This is a genomic window from Pseudomonas sp. GW821-FHT02C04 (genome assembly GCF_059421845.1).
Map to the genome: position 1 here is coordinate 633,455 of NZ_JBWKVT010000004.1, position 24,366 is coordinate 657,820.

General features: G+C 62.4%; 21 protein-coding genes and 1 pseudogene. 8 read left to right on the plus strand and 14 right to left on the minus strand.

Annotation, left to right across the window (positions count from 1 at the left end; genetic code table 11):
• Positions 1-14 precede the first annotated feature (14 nt).
• From AC07VV_RS18460 to AC07VV_RS18475, 4 genes are all read right to left on the minus strand, one after another.
• A complete protein-coding gene (locus AC07VV_RS18460; RefSeq protein WP_495037039.1) occupies positions 15-1,685 on the minus strand; it encodes a ShlB/FhaC/HecB family hemolysin secretion/activation protein in 1,671 nt (556 codons plus the stop codon).
• 134 nt (positions 1,686-1,819) lie between these two features.
• The gene (locus AC07VV_RS18465) at positions 1,820-3,385 is read right to left on the minus strand and encodes a collagen-like triple helix repeat-containing protein (protein WP_495037040.1); all 1,566 of its coding nucleotides are present in this window, start codon (positions 3,383-3,385) and stop codon (positions 1,820-1,822) included.
• A gap of 348 nt (positions 3,386-3,733) precedes the next feature.
• A complete protein-coding gene (locus tag AC07VV_RS18470) occupies positions 3,734-4,588 on the minus strand; it encodes a MaoC family dehydratase (RefSeq protein ID WP_495037041.1) in 855 nt (284 codons plus the stop codon).
• A 2-nt stretch (positions 4,589-4,590) separates the two neighbouring features.
• Positions 4,591-5,943: a 3-oxoacyl-ACP reductase gene (locus AC07VV_RS18475; protein ID WP_495037042.1), complete on the minus strand. Its 1,353-nt coding sequence runs from the start codon at positions 5,941-5,943 to the stop codon at positions 4,591-4,593.
• A gap of 177 nt (positions 5,944-6,120) precedes the next feature.
• Between AC07VV_RS18475 and AC07VV_RS18480 the strand changes: the two genes are divergently transcribed.
• Positions 6,121-7,398 (plus strand): acetyl-CoA C-acetyltransferase, encoded by a 1,278-nt coding sequence (locus AC07VV_RS18480; RefSeq protein ID WP_249482473.1) that lies wholly within the window; start codon positions 6,121-6,123, stop codon positions 7,396-7,398.
• A 49-nt stretch (positions 7,399-7,447) separates the two neighbouring features.
• Here AC07VV_RS18480 and AC07VV_RS18485 read toward each other — a convergent pair whose 3' ends face one another.
• Positions 7,448-8,215 carry a methyl-accepting chemotaxis protein gene (locus AC07VV_RS18485; protein ID WP_371850984.1) on the minus strand — a complete coding sequence of 256 codons (768 nt, stop codon included), beginning with the start codon at positions 8,213-8,215 and terminating at the stop codon, positions 7,448-7,450.
• 90 nt (positions 8,216-8,305) lie between these two features.
• Positions 8,306-9,394: pseudogene (locus AC07VV_RS18490) on the minus strand (cache domain-containing protein); the annotation flags it as partial.
• 447 nt (positions 9,395-9,841) lie between these two features.
• Here AC07VV_RS18490 and AC07VV_RS18495 point away from each other — a divergent pair.
• A complete protein-coding gene (locus AC07VV_RS18495; protein ID WP_192563381.1) occupies positions 9,842-10,738 on the plus strand; it encodes a PA4780 family RIO1-like protein kinase in 897 nt (298 codons plus the stop codon).
• Positions 10,739-10,794: 56 nt separating this feature from the next.
• On the plus strand, positions 10,795-12,012 hold the full coding sequence (locus AC07VV_RS18500) for an MFS transporter (protein WP_495037043.1): 1,218 nt from the start codon (positions 10,795-10,797) through the stop codon (positions 12,010-12,012).
• Here AC07VV_RS18500 and cueR read toward each other — a convergent pair.
• From cueR to AC07VV_RS18515, 3 genes are all read right to left on the minus strand, one after another.
• Positions 11,966-12,379 carry a Cu(I)-responsive transcriptional regulator gene (gene cueR, locus AC07VV_RS18505; protein ID WP_025111722.1) on the minus strand — a complete coding sequence of 138 codons (414 nt, stop codon included), beginning with the start codon at positions 12,377-12,379 and terminating at the stop codon, positions 11,966-11,968. The genes AC07VV_RS18500 and cueR overlap by 47 nt on opposite strands.
• Positions 12,376-14,766 (minus strand): heavy metal translocating P-type ATPase, encoded by a 2,391-nt coding sequence (locus AC07VV_RS18510; RefSeq protein ID WP_495037044.1) that lies wholly within the window; start codon positions 14,764-14,766, stop codon positions 12,376-12,378. The genes cueR and AC07VV_RS18510 overlap by 4 nt, the downstream gene beginning before the upstream one ends.
• A 149-nt stretch (positions 14,767-14,915) precedes the next feature.
• Complete coding sequence (locus AC07VV_RS18515; RefSeq protein ID WP_493071204.1) at positions 14,916-15,299, minus strand: hypothetical protein; 384 nt, start codon at positions 15,297-15,299, stop codon at positions 14,916-14,918.
• Positions 15,300-15,447: 148 nt separating this feature from the next.
• Between AC07VV_RS18515 and AC07VV_RS18520 the strand changes: the two genes are divergently transcribed.
• Positions 15,448-15,645, plus strand: coding sequence for a heavy-metal-associated domain-containing protein (locus tag AC07VV_RS18520; RefSeq protein ID WP_495037045.1), 198 nt, complete (start codon positions 15,448-15,450; stop codon positions 15,643-15,645).
• 117 nt (positions 15,646-15,762) lie between these two features.
• Complete coding sequence (locus AC07VV_RS18525; RefSeq protein ID WP_495037046.1) at positions 15,763-16,965, plus strand: multidrug effflux MFS transporter; 1,203 nt, start codon at positions 15,763-15,765, stop codon at positions 16,963-16,965.
• 10 nt (positions 16,966-16,975) lie between these two features.
• On the opposite strand, the gene AC07VV_RS18530 is transcribed toward AC07VV_RS18525, so the two are convergent.
• The 3 genes from AC07VV_RS18530 to AC07VV_RS18540 all read right to left on the minus strand — a co-directional run bounded on the left by AC07VV_RS18530 (position 16,976) and on the right by AC07VV_RS18540 (position 18,654).
• Entirely contained in the window at positions 16,976-17,149 is a 174-nt protein-coding gene (locus AC07VV_RS18530) for a hypothetical protein (protein ID WP_173861408.1), read from the minus strand.
• A 166-nt stretch (positions 17,150-17,315) separates the two neighbouring features.
• Positions 17,316-18,329, minus strand: a complete 1,014-nt coding sequence (locus AC07VV_RS18535) for a zinc-binding alcohol dehydrogenase family protein (RefSeq protein ID WP_495037047.1) — start codon at positions 18,327-18,329, stop codon at positions 17,316-17,318.
• 31 nt (positions 18,330-18,360) lie between these two features.
• A complete protein-coding gene (locus AC07VV_RS18540) occupies positions 18,361-18,654 on the minus strand; it encodes a putative quinol monooxygenase (RefSeq protein ID WP_096819697.1) in 294 nt (97 codons plus the stop codon).
• A gap of 116 nt (positions 18,655-18,770) precedes the next feature.
• Between AC07VV_RS18540 and vimR the strand changes: the two genes are divergently transcribed.
• The 3 genes from vimR (at position 18,771) to AC07VV_RS18555 (ending at position 22,248) form a co-directional block, all read left to right on the plus strand.
• Positions 18,771-19,700, plus strand: coding sequence for a transcription regulator VimR (gene vimR, locus AC07VV_RS18545; RefSeq protein ID WP_495037048.1), 930 nt, complete (start codon positions 18,771-18,773; stop codon positions 19,698-19,700).
• A gap of 307 nt (positions 19,701-20,007) precedes the next feature.
• A complete protein-coding gene (locus AC07VV_RS18550) occupies positions 20,008-20,742 on the plus strand; it encodes an ArsR/SmtB family transcription factor (protein WP_495037049.1) in 735 nt (244 codons plus the stop codon).
• Positions 20,743-20,868: 126 nt separating this feature from the next.
• Complete coding sequence (locus AC07VV_RS18555) at positions 20,869-22,248, plus strand: MFS transporter (protein ID WP_495037050.1); 1,380 nt, start codon at positions 20,869-20,871, stop codon at positions 22,246-22,248.
• Positions 22,249-22,297: 49 nt separating this feature from the next.
• On the opposite strand, the gene AC07VV_RS18560 is transcribed toward AC07VV_RS18555, so the two are convergent.
• A complete protein-coding gene (locus AC07VV_RS18560; protein WP_495037051.1) occupies positions 22,298-23,251 on the minus strand; it encodes an adenosine deaminase in 954 nt (317 codons plus the stop codon).
• A gap of 82 nt (positions 23,252-23,333) precedes the next feature.
• Positions 23,334-24,299, minus strand: a complete 966-nt coding sequence (locus AC07VV_RS18565; protein WP_495037052.1) for a 2-oxoglutarate and iron-dependent oxygenase domain-containing protein — start codon at positions 24,297-24,299, stop codon at positions 23,334-23,336.
• Between the last annotated feature and the right edge of the window lie 67 nt (positions 24,300-24,366).

The following is a 24,366-nucleotide window of genomic DNA, read 5'->3' on the forward strand; positions in this document are numbered from 1 at the left end:
CGAAGCCGGCCGGGTTACAGCTGATAGCTGAAACTGATGCTGTAGCGCGGTCGGCGATTGTAGGTGTCCAGCGCTTCATCCGACATGGGTTTGGCTGCTTCCAGGGCGATGTTGTAGTACTTGGCGTCGCCGAACCTCAGGCCCACCGCGGCCGAAGACAGACTGTTGGCCTGTACCGGCAACTGGTTGAACCAGCTGCGCGAGCGATCGAGCACCACGTAGGGTTGCAGGATGCGCACCCAGTTGCCGTCGCGGTTGAAGCTGTAGTTGATCTCGTAAGCCACCCCCCAGCCCTTGTCGCCGGACGCCTGGTCGTCGGGGTAGCCACGACCGAAATTCTGCCCGCCGAACACCGCGCGCTCGCTGTCGGGCAGGGTGTCGTCGCTCCAGTACAACGCGGCGGAAATCACGCCTTGCCAGTTGTCGAAGAACTTGTCGCTCTGCACCCCCGACAGTCGCAGACGGAAGAAATGCAGGTCGATGGCGCTGTTGTTGGTGTGTGCGCCCATGCTGTCGAAGCCTTGATAAACCCCGCCGCTGAGAATCCGCAGTTGCCGGGCGTCGGCCTTGCGCCAGTCGCTTTCGAAGGCGAGGGCGCGGATGTCGGTGCGTTCTTCGGCGCTGAGTGGATAGCCGATGACGTTGTAGCGGGTCTTGTCGTTGACCGCGTACAGGCGCGAGCCGGCCGTCAGCAATTCATTGGAGGCGGCAATCAGCGGCATGCTGAAACCGATGGAGTAACGGTCGTTTTCGCGGTGCGGCTTGAGTTCCAGACCGTTGTTCAGCAGCACGTTGGTGCCGGGGTCGGCGCGGTAACGCGAGGCGGACAGACTCAGTTGCGTGCCTTCGTCATCGAGGAACTGGCTGTAGTCCAGACGATAGTAATGCTCGTGGTCATCGCCCGGTGGAAACAGGCCGCTGAGGCTCAGCTGTTCGCCCATCGAGGTCTGTGAGTTGCTGCTGACGCCGAGCAAGGCCTGGGTGCCGTTGCGGTTGTCTTCGGTGGTACTCAGGGTGCTGGTGAACGGTTTTCGGCTGGCCTGGGCGATCAGGGTCGTTGCGCCGTCGGTGGTGCCGGGCGGTGGCACCTGGGCCTGGATCGTGACGCCGGGGATGCGGGTCATCAGCGTGGTGTAGCGCTCGAAGGTCTTGCGGGTCAGCGGGCGTTCCGCCTGGATCTTTGCCGTCAGTCTGTCGATCAGTCCCTTGACCCGGCCGATATCGCCCTGGACCTGAACATCCCGCACATAACCTTCCACCAGCACCACTCGCGCGGCACCGTCGTCGAAAGTCTGCTGCGGCAGGAAGGCGTAGGACAGCAGGTAGCCGTCGCTCTGGTAGCGGCGGGTGATGTTGCGTGTTGCTTCAATCAGGTCGGCGAGGCTGGTTTCGTGGCCGATCAGGGGTTTGTAGATCTCCGCCAGTTCGTTGAGCGGGTAGATCGTACCGCCTTCGATCTGCACGGTTTTCAGGTTGATCTTCGTGCCCATCATCAACGGCTCGGCAGCCGCGGCACCGGGTTCCGGAACTTGCAGCGGCGCGGCGCTCGGACGGTAGGCGTCGGCGGGCAGATTCGGCACCGGCAGGTTGCGGATGGTTTCGTTGCTGTTGAGAAAGCTGGGAAGGGTGTCGGCGAGGGCAGCGGAACTGAGACTGAGGAACAGCAGGGATGCCATAACGCGCATAGGACACTCCATGTTCAAACCGCAGCACTTGGCGGGTTTTTTCCTAAGAAAAAAGCGGAAGACTCGTGGGAATCTTCCGCCCTCAACCAAGCGTAGGCGCTGTAGGTTAGGCCGTCGAATCGGCCAGGTGCAATTCAGCGTTTGTTGCCGCCCAAGGCGCCGGTCAGGCCGCCGAGAACTCCGCCCAGACCGCCACCAGTGCCAGCGGCGGTGCTGCCGTTGACCAGCCCGCCGACGGCGGTGACGGTGTTGCCCACGGTGGCGACGGTGTTGCCGACAGCGGTCACGACCGGGTTGCTGTTGGTACCGGCGATGGCACCGCCAAGGTTACTGACCGCACCACCTGCCTGACCGGTGAGGCCGGCAATCGGGGCGCCGAGACCGGTAGCACCGCCGACATTCTGAGTCAGGTTGGTGACGGCGGAGGTGACCGGTGCAAGGCCGGTGCCTACGTTGTTGCCCAGTGTTGCCAGGGGAGTGGTGGGCGTGGTGATCGGTGAACCCGAACCACCGATTGCTGTATTGAGCGAGGCCACGGTATTGCCGGCCGATGCCAGGACATTGCCCGGTGAGCCGAGGGAGCCGTTGCCACCACCCAGCCCGGCACCGACGTTGACCACCGCGCCGCCGACGGTTTGCAGCAGACCATTGTTGCCAAGGCCACCGCCGACGCCTGTTCCGGAACCGGTGCCGTTGTCCGCCAGCCCGCCGGTCTTGCCGAGCGCCGTACCGACATTGCTCAGGGCGCCGCCGACGGTGTTGGTCAGGGCATTGCCGTTGCCTGCACCGGTGACTTTGTCGCCCACACCGTCGACAGTGCTGCCGACTTTCTGCAGCACGCCGTTCAGTGGATCACCCAGACCGGTGGTGCCGCCGAGTTTGTCCGTGGTGCTTTCGACCATGGCGATCACCGGCACCAGTTTGCTGCCGACCTCTTTGGTCACCGAGCCGAGTGGGCCAGTGGTAGTGGCGGTGCTAAGGGTGTCGCCGAGCATGGTGACTTTTTCACCCACCCCGTTGAGCAGCGGCGCCACTTTGGTGACAACGCCGCCGACCACAGGCACGCTGCCGGTGGCGGTCGCCAGTTTGCCGCTCAGGTCAGACACGCCGTTGCCGACATCCTGCACCACGCCACCGACGGCCGACGCGGTGACGCCCAGGCCGTTATCGGTGGTTGCCAGTTTGCCAATCCCGTTGCCGATGCCATCGCCCAGTGTGGATACCACATTGCCGGCGGTTCTGGCCGCGCTTTGCACCACGCCACCGACCACGGGTACACCACTGAGTGAGTCGCCGACCTGACCGACGCCATTGCCGACGCCGGCAACGGTGCTGCCGACATCCTGCACCAGGGTTGTGGTAACCAGCGGCTGAGGCGTAATCGGGTTAGTAGGGTTGGTCGGGTCGGTTGGATTGGTTGGATTGGTTGGATTGGTCGGATTCGTCGGGTTTGTCGGATTGCTCGGATCCGAGCCCCCCGTCCCACCGGTTACTGTGGTGCCGTCGGTTCCGGTTGTGCCGCCAGTCCCGGTTGTACCGCCGCTGCCGGATGTCCCGCCAGTGCCTGCGGTGGAACTGTCCGGCGAAGAGCTGCCGGAACTGCTGTGGTGACCGCCACCGCCACTGCTGCAACCGGCCAGGCCGAGGGAGAGGATCAATGCCAGCGCTGTTGCTGATTTGCACCAAACTTGAGTTTTCATGATGGGTATTCCTTGCACCTGTCTCAACGTTCGTTGTCTTCGACGGCTAGCCGGTTCTGTTGCCGGCAATGCCTTCGTCCGTTGTGCTCATATCAGTCGCAAGGTTGGATCCACACCATTCTCAAGTTGGTATTAACGCCTTTATATAAGCGTGTGATTTGCTGCTTAACGACTAATGCCGAGGATATAAACGCGCAAAAAAAAGCCTTGAGAATCAAGGCTTGATGTTTGGTCGGGGGTTGGATAGCGGCGGCAGAAACTTAAGTTATATACACACAATTGATCATGTTTCGCTGTTGTGATCGAACTCCGCGAGGGGCGCGGTAACGATTGGCGCAGCCTATTGATTCAGGCAATCGGTTGCCAGTGGCCGACCATGTGCTCCAGGTCCCCGGCACCGATCAGACGCAACTCACCGCTGGAACCCGCCGCGCTGGCGAACAGCGATACCTCGCTCGGCAGGCGCACCGGTTTACGAAAATGCACGGCGATTTCCAGGTTGGCCCTGGGCAGGTGATCCGCCAGCGCGGCCAGCGTGCGGGCCTTGTTCCACAGACCATGGGCAATGGCGGTGGGGAAACCGAACAGCCTGGCACTGGCGGCGCTCAGGTGGATCGGGTTGTAGTCGCCGGAGACTTTGGCGTACTGCCGGCCGATGTCCGCCGGGGCTTTCCACTGCGCGACCTGCATCAGTGGCAGCGATGGTTCCCACGCCTGTTCGAGCGCTTCACCCTCAAGCTTCACGCCTCGACAGAGCATTTGGCTTTCGGCTTCCCACAGCGGGCCAAGCTGATCGTCGAGGGTGGTGAGCAGATCGAAGGTCGCACCTTTCGGATGCGGTTGCAGGTTGTGTACCCGAACGCTGACTTGCGCGCGACTGATCCCACCCATCGGCCGCAGAATGCGGATGCGATTGCTCAGGTGAATCAGCCCCAGCAGCGGGAAGGGAAAGTCTTTGGCCGTGAGCAACTGCATCTGCAACGCAAACGCCAGGACGTGTGGATAAGTCGGCGGCAGCAGACCGTCATCGGCAAAGCCGCAGACCTTGCGATAGGCCGCCAGACGTTTGCCGTCGATATCGACCCCGCAGCGCAGACCGCTGTCGGGCAAACGGGTGCCGGTGATTTTGCGTCGGGTTGCGGCCCGGACATACAAACCCGGCAGACTCGGTTCGCGGTGCAACGTGTGCCATTCGATGCTCATGCCTAAGCCCCCAGAACACTTTGTCCACAGACCCGCAATGCTTGCCCGGTGAAAGCGCCGGTGCCCGGTTGCGCCAGCCAGGCCACGGCTTCGGCGACGTCCTGCGGCAGGCCACCCTGGCCCAGCGAACTCATGCGCCGGCCGGCCTCGCGCAGGCCGAACGGAATGTGCGCGGTCATCTGGGTTTCGATAAACCCCGGCGCCACGGCGTTGATGCTGATGCCGCGTTCCTGCAGCGTCGGTGCCCAGGCCTGGGCCAGTCCGATCAGTCCGGCCTTGCTCGCCGCGTAATTGGTTTGCCCGCGGTTGCCGGCGATGCCGCTGATCGAGGCGAGCAGAATCACCCGCGCGTTATCGCGCAGGGTGCCGCTGTCGAGCAGCGCCTTGGTCAGCACTTGCGGGGCGTTGAGATTGACCGCCAGCACCGCGTCCCAGAACTCGGGCGTCATGTTGGCCAGGGTCTTGTCGCGGGTGATGCCGGCGTTGTGCACCAGAATGTCGAGGCCGTCCGGCAACTGTTCGATCAGCTGCGCGGCGGCGTCTTCGGCGCAGATGTCGAGGGTGATGGCGCGCCCGCCGAGGCGCGCGGCCAGGGCTTCGAGATCGGTTTTGGCTGGCGGTACGTCGAGCAGAATCACCTCGGCGCCATCACGGGCCAACGTCTCGGCGATGGAGGCGCCGATACCCCGCGCCGCGCCGGTGACCAGCGCCTTGCGCCCGGCCAGCGGGCGCGTCCAGTCGGTCACCGGCGTGGCACAAGGATTCAGACGAATCACCTGCCCGGAGACAAATGCGCTTTTCGGCGAGAGGAAAAACCGCAGCGGCCCTTCGAGTTGATCCTCGGCGCCTTCGCCCACGTAGATCAATTGCAGGGTGCCGCCACTGCGCAGCTCCTTGGCCAGCGAGCGGGAGAAACCTTCAAGTGCCCGCTGAGCACTGGCGGCGAACGGTTCGCGCAGGGTTTCCGGGGCGCGGCCGAGGATCACCAGATGCGCGCTGCTGTCGAGGTTCTTCATCAATGGCTGGAAGAATTCGCGCAGCTGCTTGAGCTGGTCGGTGTGCTGCAATTCACTGGCGTCGAACACCACCGCCTTGAGTTTCGGGCCATGGCCGGGAATCCATTGGGTGGCGGCCGCTGGCTGATCGCCGTAGCGATAAATGGCATCGGTCAGTCGGTTGGCAAAGGCGCTGACCCGCTCGGCCAGCGGCCCGCCGCCGATCAGCAGCGCACCCTCCACCGGCCGCAGGCGTCCGGCCTGCCAGCGTTCCAGCCGCACCGGCGACGGCAGGCCCAGGGCCCCGACCAGACGGTGGCCGATGGACGAGTTGGCGAAGTCGATATAGCGGTCAGACATGGAACGCTCTCCAGAAGATGGGGTTCAAAGTGTGGACTGCGAAGGGCAATCAATCGTTCGATCCACGCAATAAGGCCTACGCTAGAACAGCAGAGTAGTTTGCCCCCGGTGTTTTTGGGGCCCGGCGGGATTTTCAGTGCCCGATTTTCAGACTGGATATTTCACAAGGAGTTTTTCATGAGTCAGCTGCGCCGCGTCGCGATCATTGGTGGCAACCGCATTCCGTTCGCCCGTTCCAACGGGCCGTATGCCACCGCGAGCAATCAGGTGATGCTCACCGCCGCCCTTGAAGGCCTGATCGAACGCTACAACCTGCACGGCCAGCGCATCGGCGAAGTGGTTGCGGGGGCGGTGCTGAAATTGTCACGGGATATGAACCTGACCCGCGAATGCGTGCTTGGCTCGCGCCTGTCGCCGGCGACTCCGGCCTACGACATCCAGCAGGCCTGCGGCACCGGCCTGGAAGCGGCGTTGCTGGTGGCGAACAAGATCGCCCTCGGCCAGATCGACTGCGGCATTGCCGGCGGCGTCGACACCACGTCGGACGCGCCGATCAGTGTCAGTGAAGGCCTGCGCAAGATTCTTCTGCAAGCCAACCGCGCCAAGACCACTGGCGACAAGCTCAAGACCTTCCTGCAATTGCGCCCGAAACATCTGATCCCCGAGTTCCCGCGCAACGGCGAACCGCGCACCGGCCTGTCGATGGGCCAACACTGCGAATTGATGGCACAGACCTGGAACATTCCTCGTGAAGAGCAGGATCAACTGGCACTCGAAAGCCACCACAAACTGGCTGCGTCCTACAGCGAAGGCTGGCACAACGACCTGATGACGCCGTTCCTCGGCCTGACCCGCGACAACAACCTGCGCCCGGACCTGACCCTGGAAAAGCTCGCGACCCTGAAACCGGCCTTCGAGAAAAGCGCCAAGGGCACGCTGACCGCCGGCAACTCCACGCCACTGACCGATGGCGCTTCGGTGGTGTTGCTGGGCAGCGAAGAGTGGGCCAAGGAGCGTGGCTTGCCGATCCTCGCGTATCTGCGCGACGGCGAAGCGGCGGCGGTGGATTTCGTCAACGGCGCCGAGGGGCTGCTGATGGCCCCGGTGTATGCGGTGCCGCGCTTGCTGGCGCGCAATGGTTTGACCTTGCAGGATTTCGACTACTACGAAATCCACGAAGCATTTGCCGCGCAGGTGTTGTGCACGCTGAAGGCCTGGGAGGATCCGGAGTACTGCAAGACCCGGTTGGGGCTTGATGCACCGTTGGGATCGATTGACCGCAGCCGCTTGAACGTCAAGGGCAGCTCATTGGCGGCGGGGCACCCGTTTGCTGCGACGGGTGGGCGGATTGTGGCGAATTTGGCGAAGTTGCTGGATGCGGCGGGGCGGGGGCGGGGGTTGATTTCGATTTGTGCGGCGGGGGGGCAGGGGGTGACGGCGATCATCGAGCGCTGAAAGAACAAGACGCCCCTCTCCTGAAAGGAGAGGGGCTTTCATAGATCACTCAGGTACGGAACCTGCGCACCAACCCATCCAGCTCATTCGACAACCCCGCCAGACTCTGCGAATCCAGCCGCGCCGAATTGGCCAGCTCCGCCACCAACTGCGCATCACCGTGAATCTGGCTGATATGCCGATTGATATCCTCGGCCACCTGATGCTGCTCTTCGGCGGCCGTGGCGATCTGAGTGTTCATGTCACGAATCACATCCACCGACTCACGGATCTGCCCAAAGCTCTCCCGCGCCTCACCAATCCGTGCCACCGATTGCTGCGACACGTCGAGGCTGGCGCGCATCTGTTGGGTCACGGCGCTGGTGCGCTTGGCAAGGTTGCCCAGCAGACCGTCGATTTCCGCCGTCGAATCCGCCGTGCGTTTGGCCAGTGCGCGAACCTCATCGGCCACCACCGCAAAACCACGGCCTTGCTCACCGGCCCGCGCTGCCTCGATGGCAGCGTTGAGTGCCAGCAGGTTGGTCTGTTCGGCGATGGAGCGAATGGTGCCGAGAATCGACTGAATGTCGTTACTGTCGCGTTCCAGTTGCTGCATCGACTGCGCCGACTGCTCCAGCTCCTGGCTCAGTTGATCGACGCTGTGCACCGCCGCATCGATCTGCTGCTGACCTTCGCGGGCCTGGCGCTGGCCGCTGTCGGCCGACTCTGCTGCCTGGCTGCACGAGCGGGCGACTTCGTTGGCGGTGGCGACCATTTCGTGGAACGCGGTCGAGACCATGTCCACGGCTTCACGCTGGCGTCCGGCCGCTTCGGCCATGTCGCCTGAAACCCGGGTCGAACTCTGCGAGGTCGCGAGGATTTTTCCGGCCGCGCCGCCGATGTGCTGGATCAGGCTGCGGATCGCGGTCAGGAACTGGTTGAACCAGTTGGCCAGTTGCGCGGTTTCGTCGTTGCCACGGATATCGAGGTTCTTGGTCAGATCGCCTTCGCCCTGGGCGATGCCTTCCAGACCACTGGCCACGCTGCGGATCGGACGTACTATCAGGCTGGCGAAACTGGCTCCGACCACGGCGAACAGCACCGCCAGCACGGCAGCGATGATTGCGATCAGCCAGGTAAGTTTAGTGGCCGAACTCATCACGTCGTTCTGTTTGATCAGGCCGATGAAGGTCCAGCCCAGTTGCTCCGACGGCCAGACGTTGGCCATGTAGCGCTCGCCATTGAGTTCGACTTCCACCAGCCCTTTTCCGGCCTTGGCCAGTTGCGCGTAACCGTCGCCGAGGCTGTCGAGGGGCTTGAAGTTGTGCTCGGGCTGTTTCGGATCAACCAGCACCATGCCGCTGTTTTCCAGCAGCATCAGGTAACCGGTTTCGCCAAGTTTGATCTGTTTGACGATCTCGGTGAGCTGCTTGAGCGTGACGTCGATACTGACCACGCCGCCGTTGCTGCCGAGTTTATTGTCGATGGTGCGCACGGTGCTGACGTAGGTCGCATCGTCCTGCGCCCAGTAATAGGCGGCGGTGCGAAACGGCTTTCCGGGCTTGGCCTGAGCGGCCTTGTACCAGGGACGCTGACGCGGATCGTAGTTGTTCAGCTTGGGATCGTCGGGCCAGGAGACGTAGCCACCGGCAGCGGTGCCGACGATCGCGTAGGCGTAGGCCGGGTGGCTGTTGCCCAGATCCTGCAGGAAGGCGAAGACCTTTTTGTCCATCTCGCCCTGCGGGACGCTTTCGGCGTTGGCGCTCATGTAGGTCTTGAGGCTGTCGTCGGTGTTCTTGATCAGCGGTTGCGTCGCCAGGTAATCGACGTTCTGGCTGATGCCGTCAAAAAAAAGCTGCATGGCGTTGCTGACCTGACGGATCTCGCGTCCGCTGCCGTCGACAAAACCTTCCCGGGCATCGCTGCGCAGGTTGAGTACCACCAGCGTGGCGACCAGCACCACGGGCAAGCAGGCGATGATTGCAAACGCCCACGTCAACTTCTGTTTGATGTTCATCCGCGCTCCAGATTTTCTTGTAGGCCCACGCAGTGCAGATGACTCGCGGTTTATTGGCAGCCGAAAACGGTGTTTTCCACTCCATTCCCTGAGTGCGACATCGAAGCTGTTTTTTTGGAACGATTGTCGGACAAATTCCTCTGTCTCTGAGGGCTTCGGCTGCCGGAGAGGGAAATTGAGGCTGTAAGAGAAAATTCTTACGGGTGGAGTGATGCTGGATGTCAGATTCTGTCGCAAATGCCCTCAAGTCCCTGCGCCAACAAGTTCGGCAGGCTCGGCTATGATTCGCAGCGGTCGATACAAGAGCGGCGGATTGGCCCGTATGATCCGGCACAGTGTGTGCATCCACAGGTTCACAGGTCGGCAACCCCTCCCCGTGATGCGAGGATTGCCGTATAACGAATGACATTCGCGTGTTTGGTAATAAAGGACCCACAATAAAAGCTGATGAAGACTCCAAAACGCATTGAACCCCTGATCGAGGACGGTCTGGTCGACGAAGTGCTGCGTCCACTCATGAGTGGCAAAGAAGCAGCTGTTTATGTGGTGCGCTGCGGCAATCAGTTACGTTGCGCAAAGGTCTACAAGGAGGCGAACAAACGCAGTTTCCGCCAGGCGGCCGAATATCAGGAAGGCCGCAAGGTTCGTAACAGCCGACAGGCCCGGGCGATGGCCAAGGGTTCCAAGTTCGGGCGCAAGGAAGCCGAAGACGCCTGGCAGAACGCCGAAGTCGCGGCGCTGTTCCGCCTGGCCAGTGCCGGTGTGCGGGTGCCCAAGCCGTACGACTTCCTCGAAGGCGTGCTGCTGATGGAGCTGGTGGCCGACGAATACGGCGATGCCGCCCCGCGTCTGAATGACGTGGTGCTGGAGCCGGATCAGGCCCGCGAGTATCACGCGTTCCTGATTTCGCAGATCGTGCTGATGTTGTGTACCGGTCTGGTGCACGGTGACCTCTCGGAGTTCAACGTGCTGCTGACGCCGACCGGCCCGGTCATCATCGACCTGCCGCAAGCGGTGGATGCCGCCGGCAACAACCACGCGTTCAGCATGCTCGAGCGTGACGTCGGCAACATGGCGTCGTACTTCGGCCGGTTCGCCCCGGAGTTGAAGAAGACCAAATACGCCAAGGAAATGTGGGCGTTGTACGAAGCGGGTACGTTGCACCCGGCCAGCGTGCTGACCGGCGAGTTCGACGATCCCGAGGATCTGGCCGATGTTGGCGGGGTGTTGCGCGAGATCGAAGCCGCGCGTCTGGATGAGGAGCGCAAGCAAGCCATCCGTGCGGCGGACGACGAGCCCAAGGGCAAGTCCGACGAACCGCCTCCGCCACCGTGGATGCAGTAAGCATCTGAAAAAGAAAACCCGGCTTCGGCCGGGTTTTACACATTCAAGGATTGATTGTGGACACCACTTCCCGCAATGCCCGGCTGATCATCACGGCGCGGCTGATTTCCGATTTCGGCGCTTTCCTCAACATGGTCGCGCTGGCCACTTATGTCTACCTGCTGAGCAACAGCGCCATGAGTGTCGGGATTTTCCTGGCCAGTCGTGTGGGCGGCGGGATATTCGCCAGCCTGATCGGCACCACGTTTTATCGTCGATGTATTGGCCGCTTGCCGTTGATTGCCTTCGATCTGCTGCGCGCCGCTGTGCTTGGACTGTTGCTGATCGTCCCGGTCAGTCAGCAGGCGTTGTTGCTGCCGCTGATTGCGTTCGGCCTGGGATTCGGCAATTCGATGTTCGCCATCGGCCTCAACAGCCAGTTGCCGCGATTGATCGAGCCTGCGCAGTTGCTCAAGACCAATGCCTGGATCACGTCCGCCTCCTCCATGGCGATGGTCGGCGGCAGTCTGGTGTCCGGGCTGCTGGTCGCGGGGTTTGGCTTTGAAACGGTGTTCGCGTTGAATGCGCTGACCTATCTGCTGGCGGCGGTGTTGATTGCGCCGCTGCGGTTCAGCGCACCGGAGCCGGTGGCCGAATCCAGCGCTAAACAGGGTGAATGGTCGGCGTTGCTGCAAGGCCTGCGCAGCGCCCCGGTGGTTGCGGCGATGCTGGCTGTCACAATGGCCGACACCTTGGGCAGCGCTGCGCACAACGTTGGTTTTCCGATCATTTCCAAACTGCTGACACCGGACTCGGCGAGCACCACGCTGGGCCTGATGCTCGCGGTGTGGGCCAGCGGAAAATTGCTGGGCGCGCGAATTGCCAGTCGCTTGAATGGCTCTGAAAACATCCATCTTGAGCGCAGGTACTTTGGCGGAGTGTTGCTGATGTCCTGCGGTTTCATCCTGATGTTTCAGCAGCACAGCGTCGTCGGGCTGTTGCTGTTTTCGCTGCCGGCCGGACTGGGTGACGGGTTTTCGGAAGTCGGCCTGATGTCACGTCTGCAACGGGAGCCGGAACGCCTGCGCCTGCCAATCTTCAGTTTCCTGACGCTGTTGCAGATGACCGGGTTCGGCGTCGGCATGCTGATCGCCGCGCCGTTCTACAACTGGTGGGCGCCGGGTGCCGTGGTGCTGCTGTTCCACGGCATTCCCCTCGCCACTGTGCTGTCGATGAAAGTCCTGCTGCTCAGGCGCGGGCGGGTTGCGCGCAGCAGCCCGACGCCAGTTCCTTGAGGATCGGGCAGTCCGGGCGATGGTCGCCGTTGCAGTGCTCCACCAGATCCTGCAGGGTGTCGCGCAGTTCGCCGAGTTCGCGGATCTTCTGATTCAGCTCGTCGATGTGCTGGCGGGCCAGGGCCTTCACATCGGCGCTGGCGCGCTGGCGGTCCTGCCAGAGCGTCAGCAGTTTGCCGACTTCCTCCAGCGAAAATCCCAGGTCCCGCGAGCGCTTGATGAACGCCAGCGTGTGCAGGTCATCGTCGCCGTAGACGCGATAACCGCTGTCGGTGCGATGGGCGGCCTTGAGCAGGCCGATCGACTCGTAATAACGGATCATCTTCGCGCTCAGGCCACTGTGGCGGGCCGCTTGGCCGATGTTCATCGGTTGTCCTCCAGATCCTCGGGTTTCCAGGTTTTCAACAGTAGCGCATTGCTCACCACGCTGACGCTCGACAGGGCCATCGCCGCGCCGGCCAGCACCGGATTGAGGAAGCCGAACGCCGCCAGCGGAATGCCGATCAGGTTGTAGACGAAGGCCCAGAACAGGTTCTGCCGGATCTTCGCGTAGGTCTTGCGGCTGATCTCCAGCGCTGCCGGCACCAGCCGAGGGTCGCCGCGCATCAGGGTGATGCCGGCGGCGTGCATGGCCACGTCGGTGCCGCCGCCCATGGCGATGCCGATATCGGCGGCGGCGAGTGCCGGGGCGTCGTTGATGCCGTCGCCGACCATGGCCACGACGCCGGTCTTTTTCAGTTCGGCGACGGTGGCGGCTTTGTCTGCCGGCAGCACTTCGGCGTGGACGTTTTCGATGCCCAGCGCTTCGGCCACCACCCGGGCACTGCCTCGGTTGTCGCCGGTCAGCAGGTGGCTGTGGATGTTTCGTGCTGCCAGTTGTTGTACGGCGTGCAGCGCGCCGGGCTTGAGGGTGTCGCCGAAGGCGAACAGACCGAGCACGCGGGGAACGGGGCTTTGTTCGATCAGCCAGGACAGTGTCCGGCCTTCGGTTTCCCAGGCCTTGGCGGATTCCGCCAATGTGCCGGCCTCCAGACCGTTTTCTTCCAGCAGTCGGCGATTGCCCAGGGCGAGGCGCCGACCGTCGAGATGGCCGGCGATGCCGCGACCGGTCAGGGACTGACTGTCGCTGACGTCGGGCACCGTCAGATTGCGTTCGGCACAGGCATCCAGCACCGCTTTGGCCAAGGGGTGTTCACTGCCGCGTTGCAGCGCGCCGGCCGCTGTCAGCAGGGCGTTCTCATCACCGTCGATCGCACTGAAATGCGCGATGCGCGGGGTGCCGGAGGTCAGGGTGCCAGTCTTGTCGAACACCACGGCGCTGACTTCATGGGCACGTTCGAGTGCTTCGGCATCCTTGATCAGAATCCCGTGGCGTGCTGCCACGCCGGTGCCGGCCATGATCGCGGTCGGTGTCGCCAGACCGAGGGCGCAGGGGCAGGCGATCACCAGCACCGCGACGGCGTTGATCAACGCGGTTTCCAGCGGCGCGCCGTACAGCCACCAGCCGATCAGGGTGGCGAGGGCCAGCAGCAGAACCGTCGGCACAAACACCTGGCTGACTTTATCCACCAGTTTCTGGATCGGCGCTTTCGCGGCCTGGGCGTCCTCCACCAGGCGGATGATCCGCGCCAGTACACTTTCCGCGCCGAGCGCCGTAGTGCTCACCAGCAAGCGGCCTTCGCCGTTGATCGCACCGCCGGTGACTTTGTCGCCCGGTTGTTTGGGCACTGGCAGGCTTTCGCCGCTGATCAATGCTTCATCGGCGTGGCTCTGGCCTTCCAGCACTTCACCGTCCACCGGGAAACGCTCGCCGGGTTTGACCAGTACCAGGTCGCGGAGGCGCAGGGCGCTGATGGCGACGTCCTGTTCGCGGCCATCGATGACTTGAATCGCCCGCTCCGGCCGCAACGCCTCCAGTGCGCGGATGGCACTGGCGGTCTGGCGTTTGGCGCGGCTTTCCAGGTACTTGCCGAGCAGCACCAGAGCGATGACCACCGCCGAGGCTTCGAAATACAAATGCGGCATGCGCCCGTCAGCGGTGGCCCATTCATAGAGACTCAGGCCGTAACCGGCGCTGGTGCCCAGGGCCACCAGCAAGTCCATGTTGCCGGCACCGGCGCGCACGGCTTTCCATGCGGCCACATAAAAACGTGCACCGAAGATGAATTGCACTGGGGTAGCGAGAGCGAATTGCGCCCAGGCCGGGAGCATCCAGTGAATGCCGAACGGTTGCAGCAGCATCGGCAACACCAGCGGCAAGGCGAGGGCGATGGCGCAGATCAGCGCCCAGCGCTCGTGGTTCAGGCGTTGCTGGCGATTGTCGGTCTGGTGTTCAAGTTCGAAGAGGCTGGCCGAATAACCGGCCTTGCTCACGGCGGCGATCAGGAGCTGCGGATCGACAGCGCCAAGCAGTTCGAGGTGGGCGCGTTCATTGGCGAGGTTGACGCTGACGCTTTTCACCCCCGGCACTTTGTTCAGGGCGCGTTCGACACGGCCGACGCAGGAGGCGCAGGTCATGCCGTCGATGTTCAATTCCACGGTTTGCTGAGGCACGCTGTAACCGGCGCGCTGAACCGCCTCCATCAGCGCTGGCAGGCTGTCGCCGGGTGCCTGCACGCGGGCCTGTTCGGTGGCGAGGTTGACGCTGACGGCACTGGCGCCGCTGACTTTGCTCAAGGCGCGTTCGACGCGGCCGGCGCAACTGGCGCAGGTCATGCCGCTGATGGGCAGATCGAACGTGATGGAATCGGACATCGGTCGTACTCCCTGTAGTGGATGCCTACAGGATCAACCTTGCCATGCTGGCAAGGTCAAGCACCAGTTCCCGCTGCTGGTTACTCGTTTGCTCGCCTGATCGTTCCCACGCAGACGGTTCGACGTCTCGACGTGGGAACGAGCGGTATTCAGTAACCGAGGTCGGTGCGCTTGAGGTACATGCCTTCCGCATTCATCGCAATCCGGAACTTCAGAATGTCGCCGGCATGCAGTTTGATCTCCTGCGAACCCGGCGCGAGCATGCCCGGGTTGCAGCCCGGCATTTGCCCCGGCAGCAGTTTCAGGCGCAGCGAGACATTGCCCGGCGGCAGGTTGAACGAGGTGCTCTGTTCCTGGAACAGGCGCGCCGACAGTTGATCCTGGATGTACACGCCGATCTCGCAGGAGGTCGCGACTTCCAGGCGCTCGCGGGAAATGATCAGCACTCCGAAATCTTCCCCGGCGGCATGCACCGAAGGGATCGCGGCAAAGAGGCTGAGTAAGCCAAACAGGCTGAAAGCTGACCAGCGCATGGCTGAATCTCCTGAATTTATGTCATTGATGCACGCAGCTTGGCCGAGCGCGGCGCCGATTGCCAGCCCGGCAGTTTTTTGCAGAACTTGACCTTGCCATCGTGGCAAGCTCGAAACTGCCGGCAACCTCACTCAAAGGAGTCATTCCATGCAAGTGTTCACTGTTGAAGGCATGTCCTGCGGTCACTGCGTCAAAGCCGTCACCCAAGCGGTGCAGAGCAAGGATCCGTCGGCCAGCGTGCGAGTCGATCTGGCAGCGAAGGAGGTCGGCGTCGAAAGTGCGCTGAGCGCCGAGCAGGTGATCGAGGCGATCAGCGAAGAAGGCTATGTCATCAAACTCGTCTGATCTTTTTAATAGTTAGCGAGCTACCGGAATGTTCAAGGCGTCCTCGCGCGGCTAGACTGTCGGGCTGCACTCTCTACTAAAGTGCCCGCCCAACTGCCTGCCGAACCTGGACGCCTGATGAACTTCCGTACCATTCTGATTCTCGGTGCCTTGACCGCTTTCGGTCCGTTGGCGATCGACTTCTATCTCCCCGCGTTTCCCACCATGGCGCTGGCGTTCGGCACCGATGAGAAACACGTCCAACTGACGCTGTCGGCCTATTTCTTTGGCCTGTCTATCGGTCAACTGGCTTACGGGCCGGTGGCGGATCGTTTCGGGCGGCGGATTCCATTGCTCACCGGCCTTGTGCTGTTCACCCTGGCGTCATTGGCCTGCGCTTATGCACCGAATCTGGAGTGGCTGATCGGTGCGCGGTTCGTTCAGGCACTGGGCGGATGCGCCGGGATGGTGATTTCCCGGGCGGTGGTCGCTGACAAATGCGACGCTGTGGGCTCGGCGAAAGTCTTTTCGCAATTGATGCTGGTGATGGGGCTGGCGCCAATCCTGGCGCCGATGCTCGGCGGCCTGCTGGTCAACACGACGGGGTGGCAGTCGATCTTCCTGGTGCTGACCGGGTTCAGTGCCCTGGCCGGCCTCGCGGTGGCCCTCGGCCTGCCGGAAAGCCTGCCGGCCCATGTTCCGCGCCAGCCACTGTCCGGTGCTCTGCGTCAGTACGGTCGACTGCTGACCGACCCGGTCTACATGGGCCATGCCCTGACCGGCGGCATCGCGATTGCCGGGATGTTTGCCTACATTGCCGGCTCGCCGTTCATTTTCATCAAGCTGTATGGCGTACCCGCCGAGCATTTCGGCTGGCTGTTCGGCACCAACGCCGCAGGGTTCATTCTGGTGGCGCAGGTCAATGCACGACTGTTGGCCAAGCGTGGCCCGGCCTTTCTGCTGTCACGGGCAGTGTGGGTTTACTTCGGCGCCGGGCTGACGCTGCTTGCGGTCAGCTCGATGCACACCGAGGCACTGTGGCCGCTGCTGATTCCCTTGTTCATCTGTGTGGCCAGTCTGGGTTGCATCAGCCCCAATGCGGCGGCGAGTGCGATGAACGGGCAGGGCGCTCGCGCCGGCAGTGCCTCAGCGTTGCTCGGCAGCATGCAGTTCAGCGTCGCCGCCGGGGCTTCGGCGCTGGTGGGGGTTTTGCACGATGGCACCGCCGTACCGATGGCCATGGTCATCAGCCTGTGCGGTCTGTTGGTGGTCAGCGCGGCAATGCTTACCCGGCGCATACAGAATGCCCGGGCGCTGGCAAAGGCGCAGGCCGAAGTCTGAACGGAGGAACTCAGCCGACAGCGCGTTGCTGGCCGAGGTCGGGAATCTGATGGGGCGCGTACAGACGCGCTTCGAGGGTGCGGGTGAAGGCCCGAGCTTCGGCCTCACTGCGGAATGTCACGGCGTGCTGGTCGAGACGAACTTGCCACTGGGACTTTGCCACTTCTTTTATCAGGATCTTCATTGCTGACCTCCCGGACGTAAAAGATTGCATCGCAGAGGTTTCGATTGTAGACCCGAATACGATCGCAATTGTGACAAGGGTCAAGCATCTGACTGACGGCAAAAAGCGACCGCAGCCCCCGCGCCAGATACTTTTGGCACTGGCGAAGGCTGCGGTCTCTCAGATTTTAGAAACTTTCTAAAACAATTTTCCCCTTGGCCTTGCCGCTTTCCAGCAATTCATGGGCACGGCGCAGATTGCTCGCGTTGATCTTGCCGAAGTGCTCGCCCACCGTGGTCTTCAACGTCCCGGCATCGATCAGATCGGCCACTCGGTTGAGCAGTTTGTGCTGCTCGATCATGTCCGGCGTTTCGAACAGCGAGCGGGTGTACATGAACTCCCAGTGCAGCGAAAGGCTCTTGCGCTTGAGCTTGGTGACGTCCAGCGACTTCGGATCATCGATCAGCGCCAGTTTGCCTTGCGGCGCCAGGGCCTCGACCAGTTGGTCCAGATGCTGGTCGGTCTGAGTCAGGCTGGCGACGTGGGTCACATGAGTGAGGCCGGCGTGTTTCAGCTCTTCGCTCAACGGCTGGCTGTGATCGATCACCACGTCGGCGCCCAGCTCACTTACCCAGTCACGGGTTTGCGGGCGGGAGGCAGTGCCGATCACTTTGAGCCCGGTCAGCTGGCTGGCCAGTTGGGTGAGGATCGAGCCCACGCCACCGGCCGCGCCGACGATCAACAGGCTCTGGCCTTCGTCGGTGTTGCCTTCGCGGATCTGCAGGCGTTCGAACAACAGTTCCCACGCCGTAATGGCGGTCAGCGGCAGGGCGGCGGCTTCGGCGAAACCAAGGGTTTTCGGCATATGGCCGACGATCCGCTCGTCCACCACGTGCAGTTCACTGTTGCCACCGGCCCGGGCGATGGAGCCGGCGTAGAAGACCTTGTCGCCGGCCTTGAACAACGTCACTTCACTGCCGACCGACTTGACCACGCCGGCCACATCCCAGCCCAGCACTTTGGCGGCGCCGCCTTCTGGCGCGACGTTCTGGCGAACCTTGGTGTCGACCGGGTTGACCGAAATCGCTTTGACTTCCACCAGCAGGTCACGCGGGCCGGCCACCGGCTCCGGCAGTTCGATGTCTTGCAGGGATTTTTCGTCGCTGATCGGCAGGGATGCGTAGTAGGCGATGGCTTTCATGGAGGACTCCGAAAAAGATTAATGGAAGGATTCAGGCGATGGCGCGCAGACGCTTGAGCTCGAAGTGTTCGAGGAAGCCTGCGGCCTGCGCCCGGAAATGCTGGATATGCGCACTGTCGTCGTGGGCCTGCAGGGCTTCGTCGCTGGCCCATTGTTCGATCATGTAGAAGGCCAGCGGATTGGCCAGGTCCTGGTGCAGGTCGTATTGGCCGCAACCGGCTTCCGCGCGGGTCGGTTCGATCAATGCGCGCAGATGTTGTTCGAGGGCGTCCTGCTGGCCAGGTTTGGCAATCAGGGTGGCGATGGCGGTGAAGGGCTGGGACATGTTCGACTCCGGAACGGGATGAATTCGATGGGAGGCATGATTGGCTATTTCTACGCGAGATAAAACCGGCTAAAAGAGCAGTCTCTTTCAACATTTTTTTGATAATCGAGGCTGAAATGCTGCGTTTCGATGACTTGCAGTTGTTTGTCCGGGCGGCGGATCTGGGCAGCCTGTCGGCGGCGGCCCGGGTGATGGACATGTCCGCCGCCGTGGCCAGCGCGGCGCTCAAGCGTATCGAACAACAACTCGGGGCACGGTTGCTGGCGCGTTCCACCCGCAGTCTGCGCCTGACCTCCGAGGGCGAAGGCTTCCTCGAATACGCCCGGGCGGCGCTGAGCAACCTGGATGAAGGCCGTCGTCTGCTGGCCAGCGGTCAGGATCAGGTCAGCGGGATTCTGCAACTGTCGGCACCGTCGGATTTCGGCCGCAACCTGCTGTTGCCGTGGCTCGACGCGTTTCAGCGTGAACACCCGAAATTGACGGTGCGTCTGCTGTTGGGCGACCGCATCGCCGATCTGTTTCGCCAACCGGTGGACATCGCTCTGCGTTATGGCGAACCGGAGGATTCCAGTCTGGTCGCGTTGCCCATCGCCGCGCAGAACCGGCGGGTACTGTGTGCCGCTCCCGGCTATCTGGCGAAACACGGCGAGCCGACTCAACTGGAACAGCTCGCTCAGCACAATTGCCTGCTGTACATGCTGGGCAGTCGGGTGCATGACCACTGGAGTTTTCATGACGGCAAACGCGAAGTCGGCCTGACCGTCAGTGGCGACCGCTTCAGCGATGACGCCGATGTGGTGCGTTTATGGGCCGTCGCGGGGGCGGGCATCGCCTACAAATCCTGGCTGGATGTGGCCGACGATGTGCTCGCCGGGCGATTGAAAGTGCTGTTGCCCGGGTTGCTCTGCGAGCGGGCTCCGCTGAATCTGCTGTGCGCCCATCGCGCACAATTGAGTAAGCCGGTGAACCTTCTGAGGGAGATGCTCGCCAGCCGTTGCGCCGAATTGAGTAGCCGATTTCCCGTTTTTCCGCAGGTTGATCATTAGTCGCAGGTAAATAGCGAAATTTCTGTCAGGAACAATCACCAGCCGTACCCGCTCCGGCGCAGGACGCCGCGAGCAACCCGCTTATACTAGCGGCCGCCTGAAGCCTGCACCGGCACGCGGGTACAGGCTCGCTCGGACCGGCACTGACCGGGAAGCGGTGACGGTTGCATCAAGTACTGCGAATGCCGGGTGGCAGTGTGTTGCCTTGCCTCGGATCAAGGCGTTTTTGCGCGGCTTGGCCGACGACTGATTACTGGTCAAGATGTCTCTGAGCAGTAGACGATACGATTCAACAGGGAGTGAATACATGGAACATGCACCTTGCATCAGCCAGATCGCCACGTTGCTGGCCGATCCCAAACGCAGCGCAATGATGTGGGCGTTGATGGATGGCTCGGCCCGGCAGACCGAGGAACTGGCTCTGTTGGCGGGGCTGTCGCCCTCGTCGGCCAGCGCGCATCTGGGGCGCTTGTCCACGGGCGGTCTGTTGAAGGTCGAGGCTCGCGGGCGCAAGCGCTTCTTTCGCCTGGCCGCTCCGGAAATCGGCGCGGCCATCGAGGCCCTGGCCAGCGCCACGCTTGCCAGCGCGCCGCGGGAGGTTCCTGACGTGTACAAGCGCGCCACCCCCATCGCCAGACCACAGGCCGCGCCGTCTTCCCTGCTGCGAGCGCGTTTTTGCGATGATCATCTGGGCGGTACGCTGGCGGCCGACCTCTATCAGCGCCTGCTCGATGCCGGCTGGATCGAACAGCTTGAACATCGGGTGGTAGTCACCCACAAGGGATCGACACAGTTGGCCAGTCGCGGAGTCTTCATCCAGGCGCTGGCGCACCGCAATAGTCAGGTGGCTTGCGCGTGCCCGGACTGGAGCGAGCGACGCCCGCACATGGGCGGTTCGCTGGGCGCAGCGTTGTTGCAGCTGTTCATGCAGTCCGGCTGGTTGATGCTTCCCAACGATTCCCGCGCCCTGCAACTGACGGCGGCGGGGCAGCGGGAAATTCATCGATTCGCCCGGGAAACCGAGCTGGAAATGGCATTGTAGAGCGCTTCGCACCATTGTCCGGATGACTGGCGTCGCCTACGACTGCGAACAGGTCGCATCTGGCACAAAGGCTGAACGGCTATCGCGCACACTCGATCCGCAGACATTTCGGATGGCGGAGGTGGCATGGACACGGGAAACTTCAGCGCGGCAGATCGACTGGAACGCCTGCCGGTCAGCGGTTATCACCGGATCATATTCATCATCATCGCCCTGGCGTTTTTCTTCGACTCCATGGATCTGGCGATGATGACCTTCCTGCTCGGCTCGATCAAAACCGAATTCGGCCTGAGCAGCGCCGAAGCCGGGCTGCTCGCCAGTTCGAGCTTTTTCGGCATGGTGCTGGGCGCATCGCTGTCCGGACTGCTGGCTGATCGTTTCGGTCGCAAACCGGTGTTTCAGTGGAGCATCGTGTTGTGGGGCGTGGCCAGCTACCTGTGCTCCACTGCGCAGACGGTCGAGAGCCTGACCCTGTTCCGCATCCTGCTGGGGATCGGCATGGGCATGGAGTTTCCGATTGCCCAGTCGATGCTGTCCGAGCTGATTCCGGCCCGGCGTCGCGGGCGCTACATCGCCTTGATGGACGGCTTCTGGCCGCTGGGTTTTGTTGCTGCCGGGGTGCTGTCGTATTTCCTGCTGCCGCTGATTGGCTGGCGCGACATCTTTCTGGTGTTGGCGGTGCCGGCGGTCTTTGTATTGGCGATCCGCTTTTTCATTCCCGAGTCACCACGCTGGCTGGAACAGGCGGGCAAGCATGACGCGGCGGACAAGGTGCTGTGCGCCATTGAGGACCGGGTGCGGGCGTCGCTTGGCGGGGCTGCGTTGCCGGAGCCGGTTCGCCTGCCTCGCGTGATCACGCCTCCGGGCAACTTCCTGTCGGCCCTCGGCCAGATCTGGTCGCCGCTGTACCGCCAGCGCACGATGATGCTCTGGAGTCTGTGGTTTTTTGCATTGCTCGGGTTCTACGGACTGACGTCCTGGCTCAGCGCGTTGCTGCAACAGTCGGGGTTCGCGGTCACTCAGTCGGTGTATTACACAGTGCTGATTTCCCTGGGCGGGATTCCCGGGTTTCTGATGGCGGCGTGGCTGGTGGAGCGCTGGGGGCGCAAGCCGGTGTGCATCGTCACGTTGCTTGGCGGCGGGGTGATGGCGTTTCTGTACGGGCAGAGTGCGGTGTTCGGCGGCAATGTCGGGCTGCTGATCGGCTCGGGCCTGTTGATGCAGTTTTTCCTGTTCGGCATGTGGGCGGTGCTCTACACCTACACGCCGGAGTTGTACCCGACATCGGCACGTGCGACGGGCTCGGGTTTCGCCTCGGCCATCGGGCGCGTGGGGTCGCTGCTCGGGCCGTTGATCACCGGGCTGGTATTTCCGATCACCGGGCAGGGCGGGGTGTTTGCGCTCGGGGCGTTGTGCTTTGCGATTGCGGCGGGGGTGGTGTGGCTGTTCGGGATGGAGACCCGGGGCAAGACGCTGGAAGAGTTGACTGAAGCGGTTGTGCGCTGAGACCTGAAAAGCCGTTCGAACACTCGCGTGTTCGAACGGCTTTGTGCTGTTACGGTTTTACCAACCGCGCATCCAGGCTGTTCTGCGCCAGGCGTTTGGCCTGATCCTGAGTCATGCCCAGGTGCGTGTGCAGCGCATGGAAGTTCTCGGTGACATAACCCCCGAAGTACGCCGGGTCATCGGAGTTCACCGTGACCTTCACGCCGCGTTCGAGCATGTCGAGAATGTTGTGCTGCGACATGTGATCGAACACGCAGAGTTTGGTGTTCGACAGCGGGCACACGGTCAGCGGGATCTGCTCGTCGATGATCCGCTGCATCAGGCGCTCGTCTTCGATGGCGCGCACGCCATGGTCGATACGCTGGATTTTCAGCAGGTCGATGGCTTCCCAGATGTATTCCGGTGGGCCTTCTTCGCCGGCGTGAGCAACGGTCAGGAAGCCTTCGTGACGGGCACGGTCGAACACGCGCTGGAACTTGCTCGGCGGGTGACCCATCTCGGAGCTGTCCAGTCCTACTGCCACGAATGCATCACGGAACGGCAGCGCCTGGTCGAGGGTTTTCTGCGCTTCGTCTTCACTCAGGTGGCGCAGGAAGCTCAGGATCAAACCGCTGGTGATGCCCAGTTGCTGCTCGCCATCCTTCAGCGCGGCGGCGATGCCGTTGAGCACCACTTCGAACGGAATGCCACGGTCGGTGTGGGTCTGCGGGTCGAAGAACGGTTCGGTGTGGATCACGTTCTGTTCTTTGCAGCGCAGCAGGTAGGCCCAGGTCAGGTCGTAGAAATCCTGGGAGGTGCGCAGCACGTCGGCACCCTGGTAATACAGGTCGAGGAATTCCTGCAGGTTGTTGAAGGCGTAAGCCCTGCGCAGGGTCTCGACGTCGCTCCACGGCAGGGCGATCTTGTTGCGTTCGGCCAGAGCGAACAGCAGCTCGGGCTCCAGCGAGCCTTCGAGGTGCAGGTGCAGTTCGGCCTTGGGCAGGGCGTTCAGCCAGTCGTACATTATTGGAATCTCATCAGGTGCAATGGCGGGCATTCTACAGATGCCCGCCGAAACAATTGGCAAAACCTGACCAACCGATCCATCACACCGCTTCCTGCTCTCGTCGATAGGCGTAGGTATCGGCGAAGCGCGACAGCAGGAATTCGGCGCAGGTGGTGGTCGGATATTTCGCTGGATGTTGTGCATCCTTGCAACCGGGCAGGCATTCGATACGGGTGTCCGGATGCGGTTCGGCGAAGAACGGCATCGAATAGCGATCAACGCCCAACGGGCTGATTACCCGGTGCGGGGTCGAGCGATAACGGTCGTTGCTCCAGCGCGCCATCATGTCGCCGAGGTTGACCACAAACGTGCCGTCGATGGGCGGTGCGTCGATCCATTGACCTTTGACGTTTTTCACCTGCAAGCCGCCAGCGGCGTCCTGATACAGCAGAGTGATGCAGCCGTAATCGGTGTGCGCGCCGGCACCTTGCTGCTCGGCGGAACTGGCGGTGTGGCGCGGCGGATAATGGATCATCCGCAGTACGCTGACCGGCTCGTTGAAGCGTGTGTCGAAGAAGTCGCGCTCGATGCCCAGCGCCAGGGTCATGGCTCGCAGCAGGGTTTGCGCGAGGGCCTGCATGTCGAGGTAGTGCTGCTCCATCAGCGTTTCCCAGCCGGGAATGGCCGGATGACGGTTGGGGCCGCGCAAGGGTTTCTCTGCCAGCACATCGGGATGATCGACCGACAGGTGCAGGCCCATGTCGAAGGTTTCCTTCAGATCGCTGGGTTTGTCCGGGTCGAGTTGTTCGGTGGCGATGGCGCCGTAGCCACGGTGATGGGTGGTCTGGGTGATGTCGATCTTGAGCTTTTCCGCTGCCGGCAATGCGAAGAAGTGCCGGGCGTGGTCGAGCAGGGCGTCGATGCGCTGCGCTGAAATCGGATGCCCCTTGATGTAGAAGAAACCCCATTCGCGGCAGGCGTGGTCGATCTGTTCGGCGACGGCGGGCCAGGCGATCCGGTCGTTGGAGTAAAGCGGCGAGATGTCGATGATCGGGAGTTGGTTCATTTCGAATGCTCTTTAATGATCATTCCCACGCTCCGCGTGGGAACGATCAGGGTCGGGTCGGCGTCAG